The 26,774-nt window shown below is 67.2% G+C and carries 20 protein-coding genes and 5 pseudogenes; 15 read left to right on the top strand and 10 right to left on the bottom strand.

Going from position 1 to position 26,774, the window contains the following annotated elements:
- Window positions 1–43: 43 nt before the first annotated feature.
- Complete coding sequence (locus V6U79_RS24095) at window positions 44–1,372, bottom strand: extracellular solute-binding protein (RefSeq protein ID WP_334615913.1); 1,329 nt, start codon at window positions 1,370–1,372, stop codon at window positions 44–46.
- A 271-nt stretch (window positions 1,373–1,643) separates the two neighbouring features.
- Here V6U79_RS24095 and V6U79_RS24100 point away from each other — a divergent pair, with 271 nt between their 5' ends.
- The 3 genes from V6U79_RS24100 to V6U79_RS24110 all read left to right on the top strand — a co-directional run bounded on the left by V6U79_RS24100 (window position 1,644) and on the right by V6U79_RS24110 (window position 6,115).
- Window positions 1,644–2,651 (top strand): LacI family DNA-binding transcriptional regulator, encoded by a 1,008-nt coding sequence (locus tag V6U79_RS24100; RefSeq protein ID WP_334615914.1) that lies wholly within the window; start codon window positions 1,644–1,646, stop codon window positions 2,649–2,651.
- A 234-nt stretch (window positions 2,652–2,885) separates the two neighbouring features.
- The gene (locus tag V6U79_RS24105; protein ID WP_334615915.1) at window positions 2,886–5,744 is read left to right on the top strand and encodes a CBM35 domain-containing protein; all 2,859 of its coding nucleotides are present in this window, start codon (window positions 2,886–2,888) and stop codon (window positions 5,742–5,744) included.
- A gap of 158 nt (window positions 5,745–5,902) precedes the next feature.
- A complete protein-coding gene (locus V6U79_RS24110; protein WP_334520419.1) occupies window positions 5,903–6,115 on the top strand; it encodes a hypothetical protein in 213 nt (70 codons plus the stop codon).
- Window positions 6,116–6,250: 135 nt separating this feature from the next.
- Here V6U79_RS24110 and V6U79_RS24115 read toward each other — a convergent pair whose 3' ends face one another.
- From V6U79_RS24115 to V6U79_RS24130, 4 genes and pseudogenes are all read right to left on the bottom strand, one after another.
- The gene (locus tag V6U79_RS24115) at window positions 6,251–7,030 is read right to left on the bottom strand and encodes a hypothetical protein (RefSeq protein WP_334520286.1); all 780 of its coding nucleotides are present in this window, start codon (window positions 7,028–7,030) and stop codon (window positions 6,251–6,253) included.
- 79 nt (window positions 7,031–7,109) lie between these two features.
- A pseudogene (locus tag V6U79_RS24120) lies at window positions 7,110–7,259 on the bottom strand (IS5 family transposase); the annotation flags it as partial.
- Window positions 7,260–7,349: 90 nt separating this feature from the next.
- A pseudogene (locus V6U79_RS24125) lies at window positions 7,350–7,668 on the bottom strand (IS701 family transposase); the annotation flags it as partial.
- Between the two features lie 9 nt (window positions 7,669–7,677).
- Window positions 7,678–7,797: pseudogene (locus V6U79_RS24130) on the bottom strand (IS5 family transposase); the annotation flags it as partial.
- A gap of 436 nt (window positions 7,798–8,233) precedes the next feature.
- On the opposite strand from V6U79_RS24130, the gene V6U79_RS24135 reads away from it, so the two are divergent.
- The 6 genes and pseudogenes from V6U79_RS24135 (at window position 8,234) to V6U79_RS24160 (ending at window position 14,135) form a co-directional block, all read left to right on the top strand.
- The gene (locus tag V6U79_RS24135; RefSeq protein ID WP_334615917.1) at window positions 8,234–8,692 is read left to right on the top strand and encodes a hypothetical protein; all 459 of its coding nucleotides are present in this window, start codon (window positions 8,234–8,236) and stop codon (window positions 8,690–8,692) included.
- Window positions 8,689–9,069 (top strand): DUF4383 domain-containing protein, encoded by a 381-nt coding sequence (locus V6U79_RS24140; protein ID WP_334615918.1) that lies wholly within the window; start codon window positions 8,689–8,691, stop codon window positions 9,067–9,069. The genes V6U79_RS24135 and V6U79_RS24140 overlap by 4 nt, the downstream gene beginning before the upstream one ends.
- 56 nt (window positions 9,070–9,125) lie before the next feature.
- A complete protein-coding gene (locus V6U79_RS24145; RefSeq protein ID WP_334615919.1) occupies window positions 9,126–9,476 on the top strand; it encodes a hypothetical protein in 351 nt (116 codons plus the stop codon).
- A 196-nt stretch (window positions 9,477–9,672) separates the two neighbouring features.
- Window positions 9,673–10,989, top strand: a pseudogene (locus tag V6U79_RS24150) (IS701 family transposase).
- Window positions 10,990–11,390: 401 nt separating this feature from the next.
- The gene (locus tag V6U79_RS24155) at window positions 11,391–13,130 is read left to right on the top strand and encodes an amino acid adenylation domain-containing protein (RefSeq protein WP_334615920.1); all 1,740 of its coding nucleotides are present in this window, start codon (window positions 11,391–11,393) and stop codon (window positions 13,128–13,130) included.
- A 354-nt stretch (window positions 13,131–13,484) separates the two neighbouring features.
- Entirely contained in the window at window positions 13,485–14,135 is a 651-nt protein-coding gene (locus V6U79_RS24160) for a hypothetical protein (RefSeq protein ID WP_334615921.1), read from the top strand.
- A 469-nt stretch (window positions 14,136–14,604) separates the two neighbouring features.
- Here the strand turns inward: V6U79_RS24160 and V6U79_RS24165 are convergent, their stop codons facing one another.
- Window positions 14,605–15,633, bottom strand: coding sequence for a Glu/Leu/Phe/Val dehydrogenase dimerization domain-containing protein (locus tag V6U79_RS24165; RefSeq protein ID WP_334615922.1), 1,029 nt, complete (start codon window positions 15,631–15,633; stop codon window positions 14,605–14,607).
- Between the two features lie 137 nt (window positions 15,634–15,770).
- Here V6U79_RS24165 and V6U79_RS24170 point away from each other — a divergent pair, with 137 nt between their 5' ends.
- A complete protein-coding gene (locus V6U79_RS24170; RefSeq protein ID WP_334615923.1) occupies window positions 15,771–16,229 on the top strand; it encodes an Lrp/AsnC family transcriptional regulator in 459 nt (152 codons plus the stop codon).
- Window positions 16,230–16,422: 193 nt separating this feature from the next.
- Here the strand turns inward: V6U79_RS24170 and V6U79_RS24175 are convergent, their stop codons facing one another.
- Entirely contained in the window at window positions 16,423–17,154 is a 732-nt protein-coding gene (locus tag V6U79_RS24175) for a hypothetical protein (RefSeq protein ID WP_334615924.1), read from the bottom strand.
- 591 nt (window positions 17,155–17,745) lie between these two features.
- Between V6U79_RS24175 and V6U79_RS24180 the strand changes: the two are divergent.
- Window positions 17,746–18,915: pseudogene (locus V6U79_RS24180) on the top strand (IS3 family transposase).
- A 183-nt stretch (window positions 18,916–19,098) separates the two neighbouring features.
- Here the strand turns inward: V6U79_RS24180 and V6U79_RS24185 are convergent.
- Both V6U79_RS24185 and V6U79_RS24190 read right to left on the bottom strand, forming a co-directional pair.
- A complete protein-coding gene (locus V6U79_RS24185; protein WP_334615925.1) occupies window positions 19,099–19,953 on the bottom strand; it encodes a restriction endonuclease in 855 nt (284 codons plus the stop codon).
- A 460-nt stretch (window positions 19,954–20,413) separates the two neighbouring features.
- Window positions 20,414–20,752: a hypothetical protein gene (locus V6U79_RS24190; protein WP_334615926.1), complete on the bottom strand. Its 339-nt coding sequence runs from the start codon at window positions 20,750–20,752 to the stop codon at window positions 20,414–20,416.
- 553 nt (window positions 20,753–21,305) lie between these two features.
- Between V6U79_RS24190 and V6U79_RS24195 the strand changes: the two genes are divergently transcribed.
- Window positions 21,306–21,842, top strand: a complete 537-nt coding sequence (locus V6U79_RS24195) for a hypothetical protein (RefSeq protein ID WP_334615927.1) — start codon at window positions 21,306–21,308, stop codon at window positions 21,840–21,842.
- Window positions 21,839–22,240 (top strand): hypothetical protein, encoded by a 402-nt coding sequence (locus V6U79_RS24200; protein ID WP_334615928.1) that lies wholly within the window; start codon window positions 21,839–21,841, stop codon window positions 22,238–22,240. The genes V6U79_RS24195 and V6U79_RS24200 overlap by 4 nt, the downstream gene beginning before the upstream one ends.
- 644 nt (window positions 22,241–22,884) lie before the next feature.
- On the opposite strand, the gene V6U79_RS24205 is transcribed toward V6U79_RS24200, so the two are convergent.
- Window positions 22,885–23,772 (bottom strand): type IV secretory system conjugative DNA transfer family protein, encoded by an 888-nt coding sequence (locus tag V6U79_RS24205; RefSeq protein WP_334615929.1) that lies wholly within the window; start codon window positions 23,770–23,772, stop codon window positions 22,885–22,887.
- Window positions 23,773–24,135: 363 nt separating this feature from the next.
- Here V6U79_RS24205 and V6U79_RS24210 point away from each other — a divergent pair, with 363 nt between their 5' ends.
- On the top strand, window positions 24,136–25,323 hold the full coding sequence (locus V6U79_RS24210) for a TerB family tellurite resistance protein (RefSeq protein WP_334615931.1): 1,188 nt from the start codon (window positions 24,136–24,138) through the stop codon (window positions 25,321–25,323).
- Window positions 25,313–26,716, top strand: coding sequence for a hypothetical protein (locus V6U79_RS24215; RefSeq protein ID WP_334615932.1), 1,404 nt, complete (start codon window positions 25,313–25,315; stop codon window positions 26,714–26,716). The genes V6U79_RS24210 and V6U79_RS24215 overlap by 11 nt, the downstream gene beginning before the upstream one ends.
- Window positions 26,717–26,774: the final 58 nt, after the last annotated feature.

Raw genomic sequence — 26,774 nt, forward strand, 5'->3', positions numbered from 1 at the left:
CGGTGAACAGCCCGGGGACGGTGACGCCCCCGGGCCGGACCGGCTACTGAACGGTCGCGAGAATCGCGTTGACCTGCTTCTCGGCGTCGGCGAGGAGCTTGGCGATGTCGGCGTCCGGCTTGGTGAGGACCGCCGCCATCACCGGGTCGAGGACGGCGTAGATCTTCTGCGCGTTCGGTGGCTCGACCTTCAGCGGGATGTTCGCCTGGGTCTCGACGAACGGGGCGAAGTTCTCGGTCGGGACGTTGGCGAACTTCTTGCTGGCCTCGGTGAAGGTTTGCTCAGCGGCACCGGTCCAGATGTTCGGCTCGGGCAGGCCGACCGGCTGCTTGTTCCTGGCATCGCGTTCCTTGCCGAACTCGATCCGGTCCGGGTTGGCGTGCTTGAACAGCACCCAGGCCATGGCGGCCTTGATCTGCTCCGGAGAACTCCTGGGCGAGAACATGTAGCCGCCGCCACCGCTGAGGGTGCCCTGCCCGCCGGGGACCGGTCCGAAGCCGTAGTCCTCGGCCTTGCCCTTGTACTGGCTGACGATGGTGGGGATGTTGTCGGCGGTCGCCAGGTACATGCCGAGCTTGCCGGCGCCCATTTGCTGCAGCAGGTCAGCCCATTCGAGCAACTGCTTCTCGCCCATCGACTTGTCGGTGAATCGCATGTCCTTCAGCAGTTGCAGGACGGCGCGGCCGGTGTCGTTGTTGAACGCCGCGGTCCACCTGCCGTCGGCGCCCTTGGCTGCCACGTCACCGCCGCGGGTGTACATCTCGGCGGTGAAGTGCCAGCCACCGGTGTTGTTCTTGCTGTAGTCGCCGTAGCCGTTGATCCCGCCACCCAGGGAGGTGATCTTCTTGGCGTAGTCACGGACCTCGTCCCAGGTGGCTGGGGGCTTGTTCGGGTCGAGCCCGGCCTTCTTGAACAGCTCCCGGTTGTAGACCAGGCCCATCGTGTAGTTGCCCTCGGGCAGGCCGTACGTGTGGCCCTTGCCGTCGCCGAACACCTGCATGAGGTTCGGCTTGATCTGCTGGATGGCTGGGAAGTCCTTGAGGTACGGGGTGATGTCCGCGGCCTGCTTGCGGGCGATCAGCCCGGCCGGGTCGGTGAAGTAGACGTAGAAGGCGTTCTCCAGCTGCCCCCCGGCAAGCTTGGCGGAGAAGGTCGCCGGGTCCATCTTCCCTTCCTTGGGATCGATCTTGATGTTCGGGTTCGCCTTCTCGAACGCGGCGACATCCTCGAGGAAGTTCTGCCGGGGCACCTTCTCGGTCTCCGGCGGCAGGTTGTTCACGGTGATCGTGACCTGGCCGGACGAGGTGCGGTCCGACGTGTCCTTGTCACCCGCCCCGCAAGCGCTCAGCGTCAGGGCGAAAGTCGCCGTCAACGCGACGGACGAGAGGAGTCGGCGTCTGCCGGCTCGGGCGAGCGATGTCATCACGGCTCCCGGGATTCGTCTTCGGAGGCAGGGCGGCCTTGCCTCCGGGTCAGAAAGGTCCTGGAAGGACCGTCCGGAGCCGGAGGCGGCGTGGCCCACAAGCTACGGGCAGCCGCAACCACAGCACAATAGAACGACAAAAACCTGCAATAACCTGCGTTCTCAACGCAAGAATCATCGCATTCTTCCGTCGCGAAGCTAACCTGACTACGCTCCCGTCATGACACGCAAGATCGCAGAGATTGCCGCGAAGGTCGGGGTCAGCGAGGCCACCGTCAGCCGGGTGCTCAACAGCAAACCCGGCGTATCGGCCGCCACCCGCCAGGCCGTGCTCACCGCCCTGGACGTGCTGGGCTACGAACGGCCGACCAAGCTGCGCGGCGTGCGGGCCCGACTGGTCGGCATGGTGCTCCCCGAACTGCAGAACCCGATCTTCCCGGCCCTCACGGAGGCGGTCGGTGGGGCGCTGGTGCAAATCGGCTTCACGCCCGTGATGTGCACCCGCACCGTCGGCGGCCTGACCGAGGCTGAGTACGCGACGATGCTGATCGACCAGCAGGTCTCCGGCATCGTCTTCTGCGGCGGGCTGTCCGAGAAGGAGTACGACCAACTGCTGCACCGGGGCGTCCCGGTGGTGATGCTGAACGCCGCCAACGCCTACCCCGGCTTTCCCCGGGTGTCCACCGACGACGTCGCAGCCGTGCAGATGGCCTACAGGCACCTGACGTCGCTGGGCCACCGCCGCATCGGGCTGCTGGTCGGCCCCGAGGGCCACGAACCGTCACACCGCAAGGTGGCGGCAATGCGCGAGCTGACCAACCGCTCCGACGGTGCCGTCACCGGCCTCATCTCGCACGCGATGTTCTCCTTCGAAGGCGGCCACGCCGCCGCCACCGACCTCATCGAGGCCGGCGCCACCGGCGTGATCTGCGGCAGCGACGTGCTTGCCCTGGGTGCCACCCGGGCCGCGCGCCGAGTCGGCAAGCGGGTGCCGGAGGACATCTCGGTGGTCGGCTTCGACGATTCGGCCTTCATGAACTTCGCCGACCCGCCGCTGACCACCCTGCGCCAGCCCATCGAGTCGATGGCTCGGGCGGCGGTCACCCTGCTCGTGAACCAGATAGGCAACCGGACCACGGTCACCGGCCCCCGGGAGCTGCTGCACGAACCGGAGCTGGTGGTGCGCGGATCCACCGGCCCGGCACCAGTGGTGGAGACGAGCGCGTAGTCCCGTACGAGAACGACGAAAGAACTCAAGACCCGCCGGGCACGCTTTTCGATCCTGTTGGCCCCGTGGCCGCCGCAGATCCAGCGTTCACGCACGTCAGCAAGGCCATCAGAAAGCTGTCGGTTTATGAACAACGACTTCACCACCGATCTCGCAGGTTCAATTGTCTTCTTGCACGGACGGTGTGACGGGATTAACGTCCGGCCCCAATCCCCCACCCACATTGGAGTCCTCATGCGGAATCTCCGCTGCGGCATCCCCATGGCGGTCGCCGCGATCCTGGCAGCCCTGACGGCCGCCCCCGCTTCGGCCGCCAACACCACGATCCAAGCAGAGAACGGCGCCTTGTCCGGCGGCGCGACGGTCGCCACCAACCACACCGGATACCGCGGATCCGGCTTCGTCGGCGGCTTCACCGACGGCAACAAGGGCAGGGCCCGCACCAGCTTCACCGTCGCGAACTCGGCCGCCGGCCAGCACACGCTGAGCCTGCGATACGCCAACGGCACCGGCTCGGCCCAGACCCTGTCCCTCTACGTCAACGGAACCCGCACCCAGCAGATCTCGCTCGCCGCCACCGCGAACTGGGACAGCTGGCAGAGCGCCGCCGCCACCGCGCCGCTCGACACCGGATCCAACACCATCGCGTACGCCTTCGACGTCACCGACTCCGGCAACGTCAATCTCGACGAGCTGACCGTGGCCCCGATCGCCGCGTCCCCGGCCGGCCAGCTGGAAGCCGAGTCGGCCACCCTCACCGGCGGCACCCGGGTAGAGACCGGCCATGCGGGCTACACCGGCACCGGGTTCGTCGGCGGCTACACCGACGGCAACAAGGGCAACGCCGCCACCGCCTTCCGGATCACCACGACCACGGCCGGAAACACCCCGCTGACTCTGCGGTACGCCAACGGCACCGGCACGGCGAAGACGCTCTCGCTCTACGCCAACGGCGCCAAGGTGCAGCAGGTGTCGCTTCCCGCCACCACGAACTGGGACACCTGGGCGACGCACACCGTTTCCGCCATCCTGACCAGCGGCGCCAACACCGTCACGTTCAAGTTCGACGCCGACGACTCCGGCAACGTCAACCTCGACCACCTGGCCGTCGGCACCCCGACCACGCCGCCGCCCGCAGGCACCGCCACGGGCGAGGCGGAAACCAGCTTCTTCTCGGGCGGACCGACCGCCAGCACCTCGATCGGGGGGTACTCCGGAAGCGGCCACCTCACCGGATTCACCGCCACCGGGGCCAGGGTGGTCTTCACCGCGAACCTGCCGTCCGCCGGCAATCGGACCACCACGCTGCGGTTCGGCAACACGAGCGGCTCGGTGCGTACCCTCTCGGTCTACGCCAACGGCCTGAAGGCCGGGCAGGTCGCTCTGCCCGCGGGCGCTGGATGGCAGACCACCACCACCGAACTGGCCTTGCGCGCCGGGCTGAACACCATCACCTACCAGCGCGACACGGGCGACAGCGGTGACGTGGCGATCGACCGGATCAGCGTTGCCGGCGCCGAGGCGCTGGCCGAGCGGGGCGCGACGCTGCCCTACACCGAGTACGAAGCCGAGGCCGCCGCCACCAACGGCACGGTCCTCGCCGCCGACCGCACCTACAAGACGCTCGCCTCGGAGTCGTCCGGCCGCCGCGCCGTCCAGCTCACCGCCACCGGCCAGTACGTCCAGATCACCCTGACCAAGCCGGCCAACGCGCTCACCGTGCGCTATTCCCTGCCGGACAACACCAACGCCACCCTGTCCCTGTACGCCAACGGCACCCACGTCCGGGACCTCGCCTTGACCTCGCGCTACGCCTGGGTGTACGGCGACTACCCGTACAACAACAACCCGGCGAACGGCAACGCGCACCGCTTCTACGACGAAAGCCGTACGCTGATCGGCGACTGGCCGGCCGGCACCGTGCTCAAGCTGCAGAAGGACGCCGGGGGCACCGCGGCGTCGTACACGATTGACCTGATCGACGCGGAGCAGGCCGTGGCGGCGACCGCGCCCACCGGCTACGCCTCCGCCCCGCCGCCCACCGGCGGCGACGACACTGCCGGTCTGACCAACGCGATCAACACCGCCAAGTCCGCCGGCAGAGGCCTGTGGATCCCGGCCGGCACCTATCGGATCTCGTCCCGGATCAACGTGCAGGATGTCACGATCCGCGGCGCCGGGCCGTGGCACACCACCCTCAGGGGCACGAACGGCAAGGGCGGCTTCTTCGCCACCGGCGGCAACGTCCAGATCCTCGACCTGGCGGTCTCCGGCGACTCCGACGTCCGCGACGACGCCGGACACGACGCCGCCTTCGAGGGCAACTTCGGCACCGGCTCGATGCTGCAGAACGTGCTGGTCTTCCACTCCAAGGTCGGCCTGTGGGCGGACCACGGCACCGACGGCCTCTACGTGGTCGGGGCCCGCCTCCGCGACACCTACGCCGACGGCGTCAACCTGCACGGCAACGTCCGCAACACCCGCATCGACCAGTCCTCGATTCGCAACACCGGCGACGACGCCCTCGCCATGTGGTCCGACGGCAGCGCGGTGACCAACTCGGCGTTCACCTTCAACACGGTGCAGCTGCCGATGCTGGCCAACACCGCCGGCATCTACGGCGGCAACGGCAATCGGATCACCGACAACCTGATGTCCGACACGGTGGTCGCCTCGGCCGGCATCGCGGTCGGCACCCGCTTCAACCCCGTACCGCTGTCCGGAACCACCGTCATCGCGCGCAACACCCTCACCCGCACCGGCGGCCTCGAGCCGAACTGGAACGCCCAACTCGGCGCCATCTGGATCTACGCCGACACCGCCGACATCACCGCCCCGATCCAGGTCACCGACACGCTGATCAAGGACAGCACGTACGCCGGTGCACTGTTCAGCTGGGGCAGGACCATCACCGGCACCACCTTCGACCGGGTCACCATCGAGAACACCGGCACCTACGGAATCGTGATCGACAACGTGTCAGGCAGTGCCACCTTCAACAACACCAAGGTCACCGGCACCCCGTCCGGCGGCCTGAGCAACACCGGCGGCACCTTCACCATCAACCGCGGGCCGGGCAACTCCGGCTTCTGAGACACGGCGGCGCCGGCGTGGATGTCACTCCACGCCGGCGCCGACCCAGTTGTGACGCTGGGCAGCAGCTATACGAGCTGGCGGCGATCGAGTACGAATTCACGGTCAACACCCTGTTGTTCGCCTTGAACTTCTATTCCACCCGCTTGAAAAAAGCCATGAAGGTCTTCACGACCACGACGGACTGGAAGAAGTTCCTGTGGAACCTGTGGCAGATCGTCTCCACCGCGTGGCAGTTGATCGTTGATGCCTACGACTTGTTGGCCAAGCAGACGTTGGCGTTCAAGGAGGGAATCGAGATGCTGGTGGCCAACCTGGTGACCTTCCGGAACCTGGTGCGGGGCGACTTCGACGCCCTCAAGACCCTGTAAGGCAGAGCCGTGCAGAACGTGCGACACCCCATACAGCGGGCGGACCTGGCGCATCGTCAGGTTCGTGCGCCAGTACGTGGCCACTAGGGCCCGTATCAAAGTCTGCCTTTGGCGGCGCCGATGTGTGGGCGCGGTTTAGTAGGAGCGGTCGACGCGGGGTATGACCGGATCAATGGGTTGGGTGGGACTGTTTTGGGCTTCGTACCAATCGGCGAGGTTGAAGGTGATGTCACAGTTGCAGCAGGTCGCGTCGCCGAACAGGTAGGTCAGTCCATCCGCCAGGACTGACTCGCCGCACGCGGCGGCGGTATAGTGCATCCGCTGGCGGAACCCGTCGAGGATCGCGGGGTTGGCCGGACGTAGTGGGATTCGGTGAATATCGCCTTCCCATTCGTCGCGGATCGCCGAGTAGCGACCGTAATCGCCGATCACGATCATCAGCAGTGTGGCGCAGTGGGGGCATTCGATGCGGTAGTGCTCGTCGGAGAAGTCAAGGCTGATCGTGGCCCAGAACGTGTAGCCGGCAAAAGCGGCAGCTGCCTGGAAGTACCAACGGAATTGGTCGCCGGTCATGCCTGGAAGGCGTGACAAGGTGAGGCGGTGCAGGGTGGCCAGGGCAGACGGATCGACGCGCACCAGATCGTCATCGGTGTGATGCCGGTGCAAGGTCATGGCGATCATCGACGCAAGCTGGATGGCTGCCTGACGGTGTTCCTCGGCGCCCATCTGGGCTAAGGCACTCAGGCGCGGCAGGGCCGCGTAGCCTGCCGAGTACCAACACTCGCCCTCCGTGATCAGGCGATTGTCCAGTTCCTTCCACAAGTCAGCGCTCGGCTCTCGCTCCAGCCGATCCAGCAACGCCATAATGTCGTCGTGCGGAAGTTGCTGGAGGTCTCGCTCGGACCAATCGACCATGCGATCAGTCAACACGACACAAGCCGGACCGCTACCTGGTGGTCTAGATCAAACTCGGTTAGGGCCTTTGTCGAGTCGGTCACAGCCACTCGTTGATGGCGGCGAGGTGGATGGTGGCCTCATAACGCACGGCCAGCTTGTCGAAGCGGGTGGCCACGGCCCGGTTGCGCTTGAGCCGGTTGATCCCGCACTCCACGGCGTGACGCTGCTGGTAGAGGTGCGGGTCGAAGACTAGCGTGACCATCAGTTCACCGACGACGTCGTGCGGGTTTTCACCTCCATGGAGGATCCGACGCATGTAGGGGTTAATACTCCAACGTCACTTGATCTTCTGGTTGACGTAGTGACCGAGTCTTCGCTGGTAGTGGGATCGTCGGGCTCGGGCTTGGGATGTTCGTCGCCAGGTGGACCAGTGCAGGGTGTGCGCTGGTGGGAGCGGCAGGGCGAGGACGAAGGCGTTGAGGAGTCGGCGGATCTCGGCGCCGGTCAACGCGATGACATCCGGGGTGGTGCCGGGCTGCTGCGTGGTGGCGGCGAGGATGGTCAGGATGGCCCAGTGCGAGCATGGCCAGGGTGATGTGCCGGTGCCAGCCGGTCCAGCCGCGGACCTGGTAGTGGTCCAGGCCGACCTGGCCTTTGTCGTGGGTGGCGGTACGTCCGCCGACACCGGTGTCGGTACGGGCCTGACGCCAGGCGGCGAGGCGTGGTGCGATCAGCGCCCAGCGGGCGTCGGACAGGTCGGAAGGGTAGGCAGGTCGCTCGGCCATTCAATCTGTCTACTGTGGGCCGTGGGGTGAATCGCAGTTGGGGTCCGCCGATTCCCGAACTTTGTGAATCAGACGCGATCCTCGGATCAAAGCAGGCCATCTCGCATCGGCATCAATCAGGCGAACTTGACCCAAGCGATGATCATTCGGCCCTGCCGACGCCCCGTCGACCAGACCCGCGAAAGCAGCAATACCTGCTGAGAGTGATCAGAACGCCCAGTTAGTTCTCAAGGGCCCTCAAGGGCCGAACTGGCCCGAGCAATCTGACCAGAGCCGCCGACAAGGCCCGGCGTGCCCGCCGAACCGACAACGCAACCGCGCAGTCAGGTGGATCCAGATGAGGTTCGCCCAGCACCGGAGTACGCAGATCTACGTACATGTGAAGCCGCCTTGCGGCTGACGACGATGCAGCGCTGAGTCAGCCAACATCGTAGCTGTGAACAAGCTACTTACTCGTTGCCGGCTGAAGGGCGAGGTCGACCATATGAGCAGGCAAGGCGCGTTGTCGCCGGCGGCCAAGTTGACGGTCGCCGCCCTGGTGGTGGCCGCCTCCGGAGTTGTCGTCCAGATGGTCGCGGGAGTCGGCTTCCCGACCATTCCACCGGTGTTCTTCATCCTCTTGGGTCCAGCCGCGCTCGCCCTGGTCGGGCGGTGGCGCTGGGCACCGGTGCCCGCCGTCTTGGCTGGGCTGTTCCTGACTGTCGGGCTCTTCCTGAGCGGGGAGTCGGCCCGCTTGTTCGATACGGGCCAGCAAGGCGGGGTTGGCGGCTCGGCCGGTCTGTGGCTTCAGACCACAGCCGTGGCGGTTGCTGGCGTCGCGGCAGCCGTCACCACTATCCAGAACTACCGGGCTGCCCGCACCGACGGCGGGAACCGGCTGCGGAGCTCGAGGTGACGAAGCTGGCCACTTGGGTCTGCCGGGTTCTCGGTGTGCTGTTCGTGGTCACCGGTCTGGCCACGTTCGCCTTCGGCGAACCCGCGAACCGGTACCACAACCTGCTGCACTTCGTCACCGGTCTCCCAGCTGTCGCTGTCGGGTTCGTCGGTTCCCGTGCAGGGGCGAGAGTTTTCTGCCTCGCCTTCGGTGCCAGCTACCTGTCCTTCGGAGCAATCGGCTTCGCTGCAGGAGATCCGGAGGCAGGTTACCTGTGGCACCTGCATGTCATGCACCTGGCCGCGCCCGAGCACATCTTCCATCTCGTGCTCGGCGGGGTCGTACTCCTTAGCGGGATCCTCACCAGATCCGACGGAACTGCCCGGGGAACGATCTGATGAGGCCGGACCCCGCCCGTAAACGCACTCCGTTGTCCGCGGCAGGCAGGATCGTGGTGATCAGCTTGGTGGTCGCGGCTGTCGGCGTGGTGACGATGGTGCTCGCGGGTGTCGAATTCACGACGACGATCCCACCGGGACTTGTCATCCTGCTGGTACCAGCGGGCCTGGTGGCCTTCGGACGCTGGCCGTGGACACTGGTGGTCGCCACGCTCGCGAGCCTGTTCATCTTCGTCGGCCACTTCCCGAGTGGCACAATCAGAGACCTGCTCGACCCCATACCGTTCGGGGCGTTCCTTGGCCTGTGGCTCCAGTTCCTAGCGTCGCTCGTCGCTGTCATCTCCGGCCTGGTCGCGTGCGTACAAAACTACCGGACCACGCCGAAAACGGAACGACCGACCGCCTGATCGCTCAATCTTAGACAAGAAGATCATCAGTCAAGGGTTGTTTCCGTGGTTGGCCGGGGTCCCAAAGGATCCTCGGGGTTAAAGATCAAGTTAGTACTCCAACGTCACTTGGCTTGGGCGTCAGGTGTGGCGTGGGCATGAGGGCGGCCACCGCGTAGATCATCGATGGTTGGTGGAGACAACCGAAGATCGTGTGGTGGCCGCGTGCCACAGCGTAGAGCCCATCGGGTGGCGGGTCATCCTGGACGAGGCGGTTGCGCGGGTGGCTGACCGGTTCGCGCGGGTGGAGCCGCGTGCGACGGCGGCGCAGTTCGTGGAGGGGCTGCTGTCGGGCGTGGAGCGGAAGACCTGCTGGTCGTTGGCCGAGCGGGCTGGTCATGCCGATCCGCAGGCGATGCAGCGGCTGCTGCGTACGGCGGTGTGGGACGCCGACGCCGTTCGTGATGACGTGCGTGATTGGTTGGTCGAGCAGCTCGGTCACCCCGATGGTGTGCTGGTCGCCGACGAGACAGGCTTCCTGAAGAAGGGCGTGTGCTCGGTCGGGTGCAGCGGCAGTACACGGGCACCGCCGGTCGTGTGGAGAACAGCCAGGTCGGGGTGTTCCTGGCCTATGTCTCACCCGCGGGGCGGGCGTTGATCGACCGTCGCCTCTACCTGCCGGAGACGTCCTGGTGTGATCAGCCCGACCGTCTGGCCGCCGCGGGCGTCCCCGAGGGGGTCGGGTTCGCCACGAAGCCTGCTCTGGCCCGGCAGATGATCGCCGCTGCGTTGAACGCTGGTGTCCCCGCCGGTTGGGTGACCGGCGACGAGGTTTACGGCGCCGACCCAGGCCTACGCGCTGACCTGGAACATCGCGGGATCGGCTACGTCTTGGCCGTCGGCTGCGACCGACGCGTGCACGTCAACGACGGCCGCACCCTCATCCGCGTCGATGACCTCGCCGAGCGGATCCCCACCCGCGAGTGGCAGCAGCACAGTTGCGGGCCGGGAGCGAAAGGCCCCCGCGACTACCTGTGGGCCTGGATCATCACAGCCACCCACCCTGGTGAGCACCGATGGCTGCTCATCCGCCGCAACCGCCGCACCGGCGAGTTGGCCTTCTACTTGTGCTGGTCACCCCGCCCGACGCCGCTGCACACCCTCGTGCGAGTGGCCGGCTCCCGCTGGAGCATCGAGGAGCTGTTCCAGACCGACAAAGGCCAGGTCGGCCTGGACCACTACCAGGTCCGCGGCTGGACCGGCTGGCACCGGCACATCACCCTGGCCATGCTCGCACTGGGCCATCCTGACCATCCTCGCCGCCACCACGCAGCAGCCCGGCACCACCCCGGATGTCATCGCGTTGACCGGCGCCGAGATCCGCCGACTCCTCAACGCCTTCGTCCTCGCCCTGCCGCTCCCACCAGCGCACACCCTGCACTGGTCCACCTGGCGACGAACATCCCAAGCCCGAGCCCGACGATCCCACTACCAGCGAAGACTCGGTCACTACGTCAACCAGAAGATTAAGTGACGTTGGAGTATTAAGGCGTTCGGCAAGTCCCTCGACCAAGTCGTCCGGTGGCAGGTCGGTCACGCAGAACAGCGTGCCAGACGAACACACAGGAGGGCCGGGTGCCACCCAGGTCCTGATACCGATCTGTCACGCACGTCCCGAGACCGGATACCGGGCTGCCGGCGGAGTGGTTCAAAGTACTGTCGGGCCGGAGCCGGTGGTAGTCGGTTGCGCGGGCTGCTGCGGTGCTTCATGATCTGGGTCGTGTCTGATGTGAAGGGCGGCCTCCGCCCCATTCGATGAGCGGGCCAGCGCCGACGGGTGGATCGGCTGATCTGGCTTGGTTGGATGACGCTCTCCGCGCAGGTGATGTCGGTAGTTACGGTCCTGCTCCGTCGAGGGCGTTTAAGGCGGTCGAGTTGGACCTCGGCGGCGAGGTGGTACGGCATCTGCTGGCCCGCGCTGTCGATCCTTCTCCGGATATCCGCCTGACGGTCCTGGCGTTCCTTGCCGACCTGTGTCCGCAGGCGGATCTGTGGCCGGCGGCCGCTGACGCCGCGGCGGTTGCCCTCAGCGATCCCGATGAGCGGGTGCGACGTGCGGCGGCCTGGTTGTTCGCGGCGGCAGCCGGCGCGGACAAGGCGATCCGGGTTCTGTTCGGGTCGTCTGATCCGGTCGTGCGGACGGCGTTGGCGGAGGCGTTATGGCTCCGGGTGCTGCAGCGAGGCGACCACGGCGGCCGGTGGGTCGACATGGTCGAGCGGATGCGGCGCGATGAGCTTCCGGCGGTGCGTTTCCTCGGCGCCTGCGCGGCCCTGCTGGCCGCAGACCCGCCCGATTGGCCGATCCTGGACGCCGCAGTTCGCGCCGACCTGGTGCCGGCCGCTCAAGCACTCGGCGGGGAAGGCGGGCGGATCTCGTGGCACGCCGGTGAACGATGGGCGAGCGTCCTCAGGCGTAGGGATCGGGAGCAGGATGCCTACGGTGCGGTGGCGCAGTTGGTTGGCGCAGGCGAGAGCGAGTCGGTTCGTCAGGCGGGTTTGGCGATCGCGGCGGAGGCGATGCGGACGTGGCGGGCTGCCCCGGCCCGGCTTGCGCCGGTGCTGTCGGCCGTGTTCACGGAGCCGGCCTCGGCGGTGCGGGCCGCAGCTGTCGACATGGTGTGCGCATCGCTGACCGCGACGCGCCTGGTCGCCGACCAGCTCACGCGGATGCTGGCCGAGCCGGCCTTGTCGGCGACGGTCGCGGTGGCTCTGGGCTGCGTCGGGGATCCTCGCGCGGTTCCGGAGTTGCTGCGTCTGCTACGCGCTGCCGATGCGCATCCCCGGCTCGCTGACGCGCTCGCCACGGTGGCGACAGCGTCACCCGATCCGACGAGCCTGGTCCAGACAGCGCGGCAGGTGCTGGCCGAGCACCAAGCGCCCTGCCACGAGGAACAGCACTGGCACCGTTGTCCCGCGCTCGTGGCCGTGCACTGCCTGTCCGCACTCGGCCCCACCGCGGTCGACGCGGTGCCCGATTTGACTGCCAGGCTCGCCCAGGCGATGGAGCGCGGCGTCCTGGCCGAGGGACGGGCGGCGGTCTGTGCGCTCGGAGCGATCGGTGCGGCGGCCGCGCCGGTGGTGCCGCTCCTGCGGCAGTTCGCCGCCTCGAACGATGCCGCGGCGGACCTCGCCGTACGCCCGTTGCTCGCGATCACGGGGGACCGGCGCATCGCGGACGACTACCTTGATGCCCGCCCGGAGAGGCCGCGCCATTATCGTATCGCCTTGGACCTGTTCGACTGGCTGGCCCAGCACGGTGGCCTCACCGATCGGCAGGTCCGGCAACTGAACCACCTGTTCACCCGACGGGGATGGACGCAGGTCAAGTTGGCGACCGCCTACTGGCGCCACCACGGCCCGTCAGTCGCTTCGATGCTTCTGAACACGCTTCCCGAGTACCTCGATGACGAAGCGTACGCGCAGCCCGCCATGACGGCCCTCGCGGCGATGGGCCCACACGCGCAGCCGGTGATCCCCGTACTCGACCGTCTGATCGCTTCCCGGCACCGCGCCGCGGTGTACCTGGGCGACGTTGACGCCGAGATGCGCGCCGATGAGCAACTGCTGCAGCTCGCCCTTGCCACCCGCGCCCAGATCACCGCCACACCCACGTGACCGGTCACCGCGGCAGTCGCGGCCCGTCGACGCGAACCGATCCGTACCACGATCAGGAGGAACATCCCTGTGCCCAAGACCAGACGTGAGCTTGAACAGGAGAGGCTGCGCCGGCGGCTGGAGGTCCTCCGGCTCCCCGTTACACCGCTGCGCCACGCCGGCTACTTGACTTCGCACCGGACCGACCTGCAATGGGAGCGGGTACCCGAGACGGTCGGTGTGGGTCCGGACAATAACGCCTTCGCCGTCTGGGCCAGCCGGGAGCAACCCCAACGGCGTCTGATCACCATTCATGACGGCAGCCGACAGCCGGTCCGGTCCGTGCAGCTCGACGGGTGCATCCGACCCTGGTTCGTGCAGCCGCTACCCGGTGACCGCATCCTGCTCGTCCGCTCGCGCAACCGCGGCGGCGCCAACGCCGAGGTATGGACCGCCGACGGGCATCGTGAACGCCGGGGTGACCTCGGCGACGCGATCGAGCACGTGTTGACCACCCCCGCCGGCGCGATCTGGGCCGGCTACTTCGACGAGGCCATGGCCGGCAGCGGCCCCCAGACACACGGCCTCGCCCGCTTCACCCCAGACCTCGAACCGGACTGGCTCTACCCGCAGCAACCAGCGATGCCGGAGATCTTCGACTGCTACGCCCTCAACCTGGCCGACGAGACAGCATGGACCTGCGCCTACACCCCGTTCCACCTGGTCTCCGTCACCGACGACACGCCAACCGACCACGGCCCGGCCTCCTACCGCGGCGCGCACGCCCTGCTGACCGACGGCATCACCGGCGCGTTCATCCGGGGCCACGGACCCGAGTACGACCTGGTGACTCCGTTCCAGCTCGATGCCGCAGCGGTGACAGCTGCCGATGAGCCGATCCGGCTCGTCCTGCCCGACGGCATGGAGGTACGCGGGGCTCGGACCTTCTGCCGCGGCCCGGAACTCCACGTCATCATCGGAGCATCCTGGTACCGCACCGACCTCGGACTTCTCGGCCAGGGTTAGGGCTACCGCCGTGCCGACCTCATCGACTGTTGTCCTCCGGGCTCGGTTCGTAGGTCACGCGAAGGGTGTCCCGGATGGTGCACCAGTTGCGGCGCGTGAACCGCAACGCCTCGTCCTGTCGGGGATGTCGTTTGCCGAGCATGGCACCGATGGGCACCAGTCCGGCGGTGGGAAACGGAGTACCCCTTGCACGGTGAAGGCCTCGAACAGGACCAAGGCGTACCACTAGACGTCGGGGAGCCGGCAACCGCTGGCGAGCAGCCTCAAAGAGCTGCACGTAGTCGGGGCCTTCCTGCGCGGAGGCTGGAGCGACGGCTTGATCCGGCACGATCCTCGGGCCACTCCGGTGCCCAATCTGGTGAACCGACACTTCACCGCGGCGGGCGGCCGAAGTCGCGAGCTGGGTGGCGACTCAGCGCATCGCAGAGGTGTCAGTCTCCTGTTGGGGATTGGTCGGGTGGCGGCAGGGTCAGCGGCGGCCGTGCTTGATGTGGTGGCGGGCGCGCGATCGGGCGGCGGCGGCCGGGGTCGAGCCGGTGGCGTGGGCGGTGCGCAGGATGTCGGTGAGGGTGTCGGCGATGCCGTGGACCCGGGCGGTGGCCTGGGCCGACGTTTCCCGGTGCAGCTCGACGGCGGTGGCGTGGATGATGCCGCCGGCGCTGACGATGATGTCCGGTGCCCAGAGGATGCCGTGCTGGTGCAGCAGGTCGGCGGTGGCCAGGGTGTCGAGTTGGTTGTTGGCCGGTCCGGCGATCGCGGCGCAGCGCAGGGTCGGCACCGTGTGCGGGGTGAGCAGACCGCCGAGTGCGGCGGGGACGAGCACGTCCACGTCGGCGGTCAGGCAGTCCTGCGGGCTGGCCCAGGCGGCACCGACGCTGTCGGCGAGCGTGCGCCTGCCCTCGTCGATGTCGGCGGCCACCAGGGTCGCGCCGGCGTCGGCGAGCATGCGCAGTACGTGGGCCCCGACGCGGCCGAGGCCGAGCACGGCGAAGCTGCGCGCGGACAGGTCCGCCGACCCGTACCGCTCGGCGCACAGGGCATGCAGCGCGGCGAGGACGCCGACGGCGGTGTGTCCGGAGGAGTCACCGCTGCCACCGGCCTGCACCGGTCGGCAGAACGCATACGGGGTGCGCTCGGCGACCGTGACCATGTCGTCCGGTCCGGTTCCCACGTCCGGTCCGGTGGCATAGGCGCCACCCAGGCCGGCGATCACGTCGCCCGCGTCGTGCAGCACCGCCCGGCGGTCGGCCGCGTCGAGTGTTCTGCCCGGGGGCAGGGCGACAACGGTCTTGCCGCCGCCGTTGGGCAGCCCGGCCAGCGCGCACTTGTCCGACATCGCGGCCGACAGCCGCAGCGCGTCGGTGAGCCCGTCGCGCCAGTGCGGGTAATGCGCGAGCCGGCAGCCGCCGATGGCCTGACCGAGCGCGGTGGAGTGCACCGCGACGACGATCGGCAGGCCGGACCGTACGCCCCGCCTGACGACGACGTGTTCGTGCATGCCTCGGTGTCGAGATGGGTCGCGACCATGATGGCTCCTGTCGTGCGCTCATCGGAACGGGATCGACAGTAGGCATGTGGTTGGCACCGACCGGCTCAGAACGAACATCGTTCGGAAAAGATGGCAAGATCCCGGGCGTGGACGAACTTGATACGGCGATCATCCAGCACCTGCAGACACATGCGCGACAGACCAACCGCGAGCTGGCCCGCGCGGTCGGCATCGCGCCGTCCACCTGCCTGGAACGCGTACGCGCACTACGGGAACGCGGCGTGATCATCGGCTACCACGCCGAGATCAACCTGGCCGCCCTCAACCGCGGGGTCCAAGCATTGCTGCACGTGCAGGTCCGGCCCCTGAGCCGTACCGTCATAGACGGCTTCAAGGAATATGCGATGGAGCTGCCCGAGGTGCTGTCGGTGTACGTCGTGGCCGGCGGCGACGACTTCCTCGTCCACGTCGCCGTGCCCAACGTCGACAGCCTGCACTCCTTCCTCATGGACAAGTTCAGTGGACGCCGCGAAATCGTCGGGTTCCGCAGCTCCGTCATCTATCAACACGCCCGAAAGCAGGTCATCGAACCCCTTGATCCGTAACGCACGGCCTTAGGGCCGGGACAGCACGCACATCTACCGCCCATCGGGTGCGGCGCGGTCGCCAGGACCGCTTGATCAGGTGCACGCTCATACCGCATACCGCATACCGCTCGCTGTGACTGGCGGCGCCGCAACCACTTTTTGACGTACGGTCGGCCCCGGGTGTTCGATCGTGCCAGTCTCTCTGGTTGTTCTAGCCGTGGGGCAGCGGTACCCACCGATCACCGAGGGCTTCGTGGAGCGCCAGCAGCAGAAGGCTGATCAGGATCGTCGCGAGGAAGCCGAGACATAGACCGAGGAGCCCACGATCCCGCAGCTCCCGATCGCCGGGCGTGGCGGCCGGCGCCGCTGGACGCGACCACGGGCGATCCCGGAACAACCAGAAAAGCAGCCCGAGGCCGTACGGTGCGGTGGAGACCAGCCAGAACCAGAACCATCGAGTGCCGAGGACCGGAGCCGGACCGGCAACACCCACGCCGAGGAAGACGGCAGCGAGGACCAGGCCGATCCCGGCGACGGCGACGGCGACCCCCGAGGGTTGGACCTCGCCAGCGCGGTGCACCAGCCCGCCAGCCCGTAGATCCTGCGCGATGCCGACGGCACCGGGCCCGGAGTAGCTCGCCGGGTCGACGGCGCCGGTGGTGGTGACCTGGTCGAAGTTTCCGGTGTCGGTCCAGTACACCCGACCATCGGGAGTTCGCCACGCGAACAGCGGCCCGAGGGTGCTGGACGCCCGCAGATCGGAGGCACCGAACCACGGCCGCGGACTGCCGTCGGTAGCCCAGCTGTCGCCCCACTGGTATGCCGTCACGTGGCCAGCGGCCACGTCCGCCCTCGCCTGCTCGTAGCTTTGCTTCCGGGGTGCCGTCCACCAGCTGACGGCTGCCGCAAGCAACCACAACAGGACCAGAGCGAGCCGCAACATGGCCCACCACCGCCACGTCCGCCCAGCCGCCCCAACGGGCACAGCACTTACTCCACCATGCATGACCACATGTTTCCAGCAGGTGTCCAGTCGTGGCCGATGGTGCCATTGCGGCTGCCACTTCCACCATGACCCGCGCTACGTCACCAGCGGCATTGGCGTCCGCGCTGGCGATTCGGCGGGAGACCGGCGACGAGCACGGCACGGCGGTGTCCATCAACGCGCGGACTGCTGGCGCTGCGCCACCGCCGCCTCACCGACGCTCTCGCGCATTTCGGCGAGAGCCTTCACATCTTTGCCGAACGCGGCGACCGGCGGTGGCTCGCCCTACTGCTGCCGGAATGGACAGTGTGAGCCACGGTTACTGCTGAACCAGCTTGTCCGCACACAGCTTGGCGACAACGGGTCCGGCGCGGGTAGATCCCGCCGGACCGGCGCGGACATGGGTCATGGGCTGGTGACTACCGCCGGTGAGCCGGCCGCGCCAGCATGCGTCCATCGCGGCCTTGTCGCGTAGGCCGACGGGTCTGCTGCACCGATAGGTGACATCTGAGATGGCTTGCCCTGGTGGCGGGCTGGAAGGATGTCGCTGTGCCCAAGCCATACCCTCGTGAGTTCCGCGATGACGTCGTGCGGGTGGCTCGTGACCGTGATCCGGGCGTGACGGTCGAGCAGGTCGCGAAGGACTTCGGAGTCCATCCGATGACGTTGTTCAAGTGGTTGCGCCAGGCTGAGGTTGACGCTGGAGTCAAATCTGGCGTCAGTGGCAGTGAGTCAGCCGAGCTGCGGGAGGCCCGCAAGCGGATCAAGCTGCTGGAGCAGGAGAACGAGGTCCTGCGCAGGGCGGCGGCGTATCTGTCGCAGGCGAATCTGCCGGGAAATGGCTCTACCCGCTCGTGAGCGAGCTGGCCGCCGACGGTATCCCCGTGGCGGTGACGTGCCGGGTGTTGAACATCGCTCGTCAGCCCTACTACCGGTGGCTCGCCCGGCCTGTCGGCGACGCCGAACTCGTCGCCGCTTACCGCGCGAACGCCCTGGTGGACGCCCATCGCGACGATCCGGAGTTCAGGTACCGGTTCCTGGTCGATGAGGCCCGCACCGCTGGCCAGGCGATGGCTGATCGCACCGCGTGGAGGATCTGCTCGGATAAACGGCTGGTGGAGCGCCTTCGGCAAGCGCAAGAGGCGCGGCAAGGGTGGCAAGGTCGGCCCGCCGGTGCATGACGACCTCGTGAAGCGAGACTTCACCGCCGACGGCCCGAACCGGCTGTGGCTGGCCGACATCACCGAACACCGCACCGGCGAGGGCAAGCTCTACCTGTGCGCGATCAAGGACGTGTGGTCGAACCGGATCGTCGGCTACTCCATCGACTTACGGATGAAGTCCCGGCTGGCCGTCAACGCGTTGCACAACGCCGTAGCCCGACGCGGCCCAGTGGCCGGCTGCGTGCTACACACCGACCGCGGGTCGCAGTTTCGCAGCCGGAAGCTCATCCGCGCCCTGCACCAGCATCACATGATCGGATCGATGGGCAGAGTCGGTGCCGCCGGCGACAACGCCGCCATGGAATCGTTCTTCGGCCTGCTGCAGAACAACGTCCTCGACCGGCGGACCTGGACCACCCGCCAGCAGCTAAGGACCGCGATTGTGACCTGGATCGAACGGCCCTACCACCGCCGCCGACGGCAGCGATCCCTGTCCCGGTTGACCCCAAGCGAATACGAGAACATCATGACCCCACCGGCCAGTCAGGCCGCTTGACTGAACTGTCACCTACCGGTGCAGCAGACCCATATTTCGCGAGCGGTTGATGGTGCGCGAACGGCGCGAGCCCCACGTCATGGTGCCGGGGACAAGGGTGACGCGGTCACTGCACTCAGCATGGTCGTCCCACACCGTTACGTGTATCGACACGACGGCCGTGATCGCGAGCTGGGTGGCGACTCAGCGCATCGCAGATGCGTCAGTCTCCTGTTCGGGACTCCATAGCATCCGGGGAACCCACATCCACGACAGCTTGCCTGCACGCGCTGCGAAGTTCAGCGTGATGACCATCGCGAGGCCCACGGCGGCACCGAGTACCGCACCGAAACCCGGTGATCCATCGGCTGGTGCGTCGCCGGTGATGGCCCAGACAAGGTTCTGAACTGCGACCGAGAGCAGCATGATCGTGCCGGCCACGCCTGCGGTCGTGACGATCGCTCGTCGCTGAGCGGCACTGTCGAAGGCGCTCGCTTCGAGCGCTGACCGTCGCGTCGCCTCTCGGCCTACGGCGAACAGCACGGGACCAGCGATAGTGATGACAGCCGGGATGACGAGTACGGCGGCAATCTTGGCGGCCGTGCTCCACTCCCGCCATCCAGGTCGGCGCGTCTCCGGAGCAAAAGCCATACTCGTCGACGCGTCCGGTCCGGCGGCAGGATTGGCCAGAAGGGCCAGATGTTGCGCAAATTCGTTGACGGGATGGGGCACGAGGCCCGGGCCGAACGTGAAGAGCGCGATCCGAACTTGGTCGGCGTACTCGATGGCGCCGGGTGAATAGCCGTTCAGACTGAAGAAGAGCACTGTAGGCACGTTGAAGGACGCGCCGCGCAGACGCTGGACGTCAGGGCGCCCCACAGGCGTTGCGAGCGCTTTGACTTGAGCCGCCGCGCCGGACGCAACAACGTCGAGGCCTCGGTCTGCACCCGGGTTCGTGAGGGCAGCGTCCTTGAAACCGATGGCCTGCATGAACCCGACGGCAGCTCGTTCGGCTTCCTGCCACAACGTCTGCTGCCCGGGGTACCAGGTGTCCGCCACGCCAGGAATCTACCTGCCCTCGGCGCCTTCAAGCTCTTTGGGCTTCAGTGGCAGAACGACATCTGATGCCGGCCGGCTGGGAGTGTCGGTAACGACTTCTCGCCGCTTACCCCTTGAATTGGAAGCAGATTGGGAGCAGCCCCGAGTGAGGGTTGTCAGGCAGGCTGATGGGCGTACAACCGATCTCCTGCGTCACGTCCCCGTCGTCTGTAGCCCCGTTCGTCGCCGGATTGATCACTTGGCCCTGCTCGTCGACGTACCGGGCGCGGTCTCCGATATCAGGCGGCGCGAGACCCGGAACCGCAGCGGCGTAGGTGACAACTTGGCCGGGCTGGACCCGGTCCTCCGCGGCTGCTGGCGAGGCGAAACTCGCGCCTGCGACCACCACACTTGTTGCGGCCGCAACCCGCAAGATTGCCGCTGTGTACCGGTTCGATTTTCCTTCCCTGTGGGGGTTGGCTCACCGATAGGCCGGGGGGCGCTCGTTGGGCGTCGCCTGGACCACGTCGAGGCCGGAGGTGTTCAGCAGCCTGTCGACGGCGGTCTGTTCAGCGCCTATCCCTGCCCAGTGAGTGGCGATATCACTGGTAAAACACCAACGGCGATCTGCCGGCCAGACGAAGGCGGCGACCGGACTGGAGTCGCCGTCGAACGGCCCGTCGCGGCCTTCGCTGTAGTCCCCGAACCGGCCGGTGAACAGGACGTACTGGCGGTGCGGAACGGTTACCAGTGGGCCGTGCCGTTCGGTCGCCGACAGGGCACTCCCTACGGCGCCTTCCCAGATGCAAAGAAGAAGCACTGGTCAGGTGTCGTCGTGAATGCCGCGAGGACGCGCAGTGCACGTCGTGCCTGCGGTGCCCACAACTGGCGCTCGGCCGGAATATCGGCGTCAGTCTCGGTCTGATCGGGCGAGGTTGGATCGGGGATGTACCGCAGGCGGGCGTACGCCTCATAGCCGAAGGGCCCGAACGTGATCAGCTGGTCCGGCGGAGTCCGCGAACTCGCGAGCCAGGTCGCTGCAGCCGTGTCCGCCGTATACGTCAGAACCATGCGTCTCGCGACCCCCGTCGTCGTTGACAGCTCGCAGTGCTACCGCCGCTTCCGCATCTTCCGCAGCCGGCAGTACCTTCCGTGCACGCATGCCCACAGAGGTGACGAGTGTTCATCCTTGGCTACGGATGGCCGGTTGTGAGGCCGACACGCCGGGCTGGGTTTCTGGGAACGGTTGCCTGGTCAAGCCAGTCGTGGTGATATGCGTTCAAGATCGAATATTTGGCGGGCTGGGACAGCTACCCGGGCGAGGTGCCCCCCAGGCGACCAGCGCGCCCCTGACTGACCACGAGGATCAACCGGTGAGCGCCTCGATCACCACCGCGATCACCAATTCCGCCGGACCAGGAGAGCTGGGTGGCCTCGCCCGGATCGCGGTCGAAGCCGTGCGACTTGAGGCAGGCTGCCTGCCTGCCTGGCTGAGCAAGGCCGGGCCGGCGGCGCAGACGTACCGCCCGGTGGTGGATACGACCAGTTGGACCACCAGCATGTGGCGGTGCTACTGGCGTATGCTTGGCGGTATGACCGGACCGGTGAGGAAGTTGTCAATCTCCGTCCCGCCCGATGTCGCCGAACGCCTGGAGCAGGAGCCCAACGCCTCTGCCTACGTCACCCAAGCCGTCCGTGACCGGATGCGCTTGGACGCCCTCGACGCCGAGCTGGCCCACGCCGGCATCCAGATCACCGAGCGGGGTGTGGCCGCCGCTCGCGCCCGCCGTGCCGCCGTCGAGGCCGAATGGCCGCCGGAGCGCCGCCAGGAGGTCCGCGAGCGCGTGCGCCAACACATGCGCGACGAGGCCGCTGGCGCCGCCAGCGCTCTCGACCAGCCGGCCGCGTGAGCACCGAAGACGAGGACCGGCCGGTTCGGCTGCTGCTCGACCGCTCCGCGCTGGAGGCCTACATCGCCGGATCGGTGCACGCCGCCGAGCCGCTGCACGAAGTCATCGCCGACCGCAACCGCTTTGGCGTCACCGCTGTCACCGCCGCCGAAACCCTCGCGCTGGTCGACGACCCGAAAGACCGCGCCACCCTCCACCGGCTCCTGGCCCTCGACGCCTGCGCCGTCCTGCCCACCGACGGGCACACCTGGCACGAACTGAGCTACTGGCGCGCGTTCACGGGCCGCGTCGACCTGGCCACCACCATCATGGCCAGCTTCGAACACGACGCGGCGATCCTCACCCGCGAGGACCGGTACGGCGACGGCGACCTACCCGTGATACTCATGTCGGACTAAGCGCGACCGCCCAATGGGCAGACCGATGAGCGACAAGCAAGGCCCGCCGCGCACCCCAACAGACGCGGCCGAGCCGATGAACAACTTGGCCTTCGATCTGCCACCGCCCCCCGAGCACAAGGCCGAGTTGCTGGCCGCTCTGCCTCCGCACGCGCTACAACCAGGTCCGCCCGCACCCAGGCGGGTAAGTAGCGCCTTTCGCGGACTGGCGTCGGTGGTGCGCCTACCCGGCCTGTCCGTAGTTTCCTGGATCTAGAACAACGCTAAGCAGTTGATCTAGGTATGTACCTGGGGTGACGGCCTCACGATGGCGGGTCGACGGGGTGCCACTTCGCCGCTTTCCGTGATCCCGGTACGTGGGATGCGAGGTCAGCGCCGGTGCCGCCGGTGGTGCTCGTCGTTCTCGGCGGTGATGGGGACGACGTCTCCTCGCCGAGCCGGACGTAGATGCCGAGGGTGGCCAGGTGCCGGTGGCGGGACTTGGCCTGCAGCTCGGCGGCGCTGCGGCCCCGGGGCACCAGTTCAGCGCGGAGTCCGGTGCGGAGGCCAGGTGCCGCTCCGCCACGTGGGCGAGGTAGTCCCCGACGAACGCTTCCACGTTGCGGTAGACCGGCTCCGCACCGGCCTGCTCGCCGGCCGACGGCTCAGCGGCCGGCGGGGCCGGCACCGGGTCGCCGGCGAGCTGGCCGAGCAGTGCGCTGAGGTCGGCGACGGCTCCGGCGGCCGGGTCGGTGGCGGAGGTGGTCATGGGCGGGCTCCGGTGGGGCGTCGGCGTGAGGGTCCAGTCGGTGCGGCCCGTGAGGTCCCAGCTTGGCGATCGACGCGCGGATCGCCGCGGCGTAGGGGCCGCCCTGCCAGGGGGCGGTGCGGGCGAGTGCGGGTGGGGCGCCGGAGGCGTAGACGACCATCCCGCCGCGGGGCAGGGCGTGCAGGTCGAAAACGTCGAGGATGCGCTGGCGGCGGGTGGCGTGCGAGACCGAGCGCTGGCCCCACCCGGACCCGCTGCTGCTGGTCGACCGGGTCGTCACGTCGTGCTCGCCGATCAGCTTCGACAGCTCTTCCAGCCAGACGGGGTCGGCGACGCCGCCGCCGTAGGTGCGGACGTTCGCCACCGACCAAAGCTTGCGCATGCCCTCGCGCCCCCACACGTCGACGCCCTGGGGGTAGGACTGCAGGATTGTGATGATCGGCAGGCCGTGCGAGCCGTAATACGAGTACAGGTTGGGGAGCTGGCGCAGCCGGCAGATGTCGGCGGCCTCGTCGAGGATGCTCAGCAGCGGCGGGTCCAGCCGCCGGCCGGCGGCGGCTCGGGCGTGCAGCTCGCCGGCGCGCAGGACGGCGTCGGTGAGGGCTGCGACGAGCGGGGCGGGGGACCCGGGGCCGCCTTGTGAGAGCAGGTAGGGCACGTCGGTGGAGGCGACGAACGCGGCCGGGTTGACCCCGAAGAGATCCCCCTGTTTAGAGCTCGCGGCAAGGCGCGGGAGCTTGCCGCTGAGAATGGAGAGCTGCAGAAGAGGCTGAACGCGTGGCATGCCGAGGCCACCAGGTGGCAGGGGCAGCTGGACCAGCGCCGCCGCGGTGTCAGCCGCAAGGTCGACAAGCTGTCCTGGGTGCGGATGTGCCGAGGTGACGACGCCGGCCAAGCGCGACAACTCATCCAGCGCGACGAGCCTGTTGAGGGTGCCCTGGCTGTCCGAAGCCGTGGTGCAGATGAGCCGCGCGGCGGCGGCCGGGCTCCGGGTGGCTCGCCAGGCATAGAGGCGCTCGGCGAAGGCTGGCGGCGCCCCAGCCGTAGGGCATCGAAATTTGGCCGATGAGGACATGCGCTAGGGCCGCTGGGAGGACGTCGTCTCGTGGGTGGCTACCGATAGCCTTTCGCCAAAGACGTGAAAGGGATGGCGATGGACCTTCGTGAAGTTGGGCTTGGACGGCTGAAGGGCGTTGCCGACGCCGCTGGACGGATGGTTGCCGACAGCACGAGCGTCGCGAGGCAGTTTGTCGCTGATGCTGCTGGTGATGCACAGGAGATAGTGAAGCAGTCCGCCGAGCAGGTGATGGCGAAGGTCGGAGAAGTCAAGGACGACCTGTCGGCCTGGTCGTCTCGCAATCCCGCCGATTTCGGCGATTTGTCCGCGCTCAGCGCGGACGGGAAGTTGCTCTATTGCCGGGTGTTGGTGAGCTTGGCGCTGGTCGACGGCCTCCTCGATCCTCGCGAGATCGCGAATCTGTATCTGTTCGCATCGACGATTGGTCTCGACGGCGAAGCGCGATCGGAGTTGCGCAGGGAAATCACTGGGGCGCAACGGGCCGCAGCGAGCGACGCAGGGGTCCCTGACGCCACGGTGGAGCTGTCCAGGGAATTGCACGACCGCCTCGAGGAGGATCAGCGCGAGCCGGTGTTCACGGTGCTGGTGCGCGATCTGGTGCGAATTTCGCGTGCTGACAGGCATGCTGCCGACGCCGAGCGTGAGCGAATCGCGCTGGTCGCAGGACTCGTGTTCGCCGAGTCAGCTGACACGGTCGTGGAGGCGACCGAACGGTTCGTGATTGCGGAAGAGGACTTTGCTTCCGGCAAGATCACGACCAGCCAGTTGGAGACCACCACCAAGGACATTGCTGCCAAGGCGGCGGCGTTCGGTGCCCCGATCGCCGCGGTCAGTCTCGCTGGCAGCGTCTCCGGGCTCAGCGGGGCGGGAATCACCTCGGGTTTGGCCGCCTTGGGGTTCGGCGGCTTGCTGGGCTTGAGCGCGATGGTCACTGGGATCGGCACCGTGGTGATTCTCGGGGTCGCGGTCCATCAGGGGGCGCGTTGGGTGCTGGCCACCAACGAGCGTGAACGAGAAGATCGGCGCGAGCATCTGATTCAGCAAGTCATCAAGAATCACCAGCAGGCGATGGCCGAGCTCACCGACGACATCGCGGGGCTCGGTCACCGGATGGAGGCCCACCTCACCCAGACCACGAGGAACGAGGAGCGACTCGCCACGCTCAGAGCTGAGTTGGCCGCCTTTCAGTTGGCCCTGGTGAATCTGCAGACCAGTCAGGAGGCCTTTGAACGGCGGGAGCCGCTCAGTGTCGGGTGATCAGCTTTCGGCTGCTGCCGCGGTCGTGGCTTACCAGGCCGTCACGCTGACCGAACTGCGGGGCTTGTTCGACCAGGTGGAATTCGACCTCAAGGATGTCCTCGAACGCGAACTTGGCGTCAGCGACACCCTGGACTCGGTCGAGTCCGAGTTCGACGCGGTGCGCGCACGTCTCCAAGCAATGGGCGTCCTCGTACCAGCTCAAGAGTCCCAGTCGAGCGCAGTGGCCACCGTGAGTGTCGAAACACCGAGCTACCCCCGTTACACCGTGCCCATCGTCCCGACTGATGGCGACTTCAATCAGCTCGTCAGGCTTGCCGAAGCCCGATTGGATCTGTTGGGCATCGATCTGACCCGGGACCCGCTCCAGCAGGTTCTTCCCTCCGGCCAGATAGCGCACAGCCTGTGCAGCTACGCCGAAGAACATGGCGACGTCAGCTGGGACAAGACCGACTGGACGGTCGTCCTGGTTGCCGGAGCCCTCGCAACCCTCCTTGACATCATCCTCGTCCGCATCCCCAAGACTTCCACCTTCCTAGGCGAGGAGCAGACGGGATCGCCCCTCACCAAGTGGCTCAAGGACAAGGATCGGGCTCAAGACATCCATGCCCGATTCTTCAAGAGGTTCGAGAAGCTGGCCAAAGTGCCCTATGACGCACCCACCACGATGGCCACCGGGGGCCTGGTCAGCGGCATGCGGCCAGCTACCCATCGGCTCCAGAGCCTCGGCCACGATCCGGCCCTGGGGTTCCTCTTCGGCGTGGCAGATCTCATGCACGGCACCGGCACCTACATCGACAAGGCAGGGCAGCTGGTCCAGGTCGCCACCAAGTATGACCCGGTCGACCTGATCACCGCGTTCATCAAGCAAGTGCGCCATCTGCTGTCAGACGTCTACACCCCTGCCGGCCTGCAGCCCCCGTTCTTCAGCCTGCTTCAACTCGGACAGATTAATTCCCCGTTCGCATTGAGCCCCTCCGGCGTCAAGGTGCCCTGGACCGACGTCGCCCGCCACATGTATACGAACGGCTACGACCTGCGCCACTTCTTCACAATGGGCATCACTCCTGGCGTCGTGTCCGCAGTCATCCGCGGGTACTGGCTTCTCAAGAGCTATGCCACCGGCGGTACCGCAGCGCAACGGAAGCTGGAGCACGCCAAACTCACCTCCATGCTGCTGCTCGGGCACACCATCGCCACCTCAGGCACGCTTCTCAAGACCGGGCTGGTGTTTGGTATGAACCCGGCCGCCCTCAACTACAACCAGATTCTCGCGATGGCGCCCGCCACCATCGCCTGGTTCAAAGAAGCCATTGCCCGAGACCAACGGATCAATGAAGCCCTGGAGAAGGAATGGGAATTGCTCCTCACCGAATCCGAGGGGCAATCGTGATTAGCGATCCGAGTCGCGAGCATGGGCAGACTGTCAATCTGGGAAGCAGGTACGTTGG

It is taken from the genome of Micromonospora psammae, assembly GCF_036902725.1.
In the GTDB taxonomy this organism is placed as follows: Bacteria; Actinomycetota; Actinomycetes; order Mycobacteriales; family Micromonosporaceae; genus Micromonospora.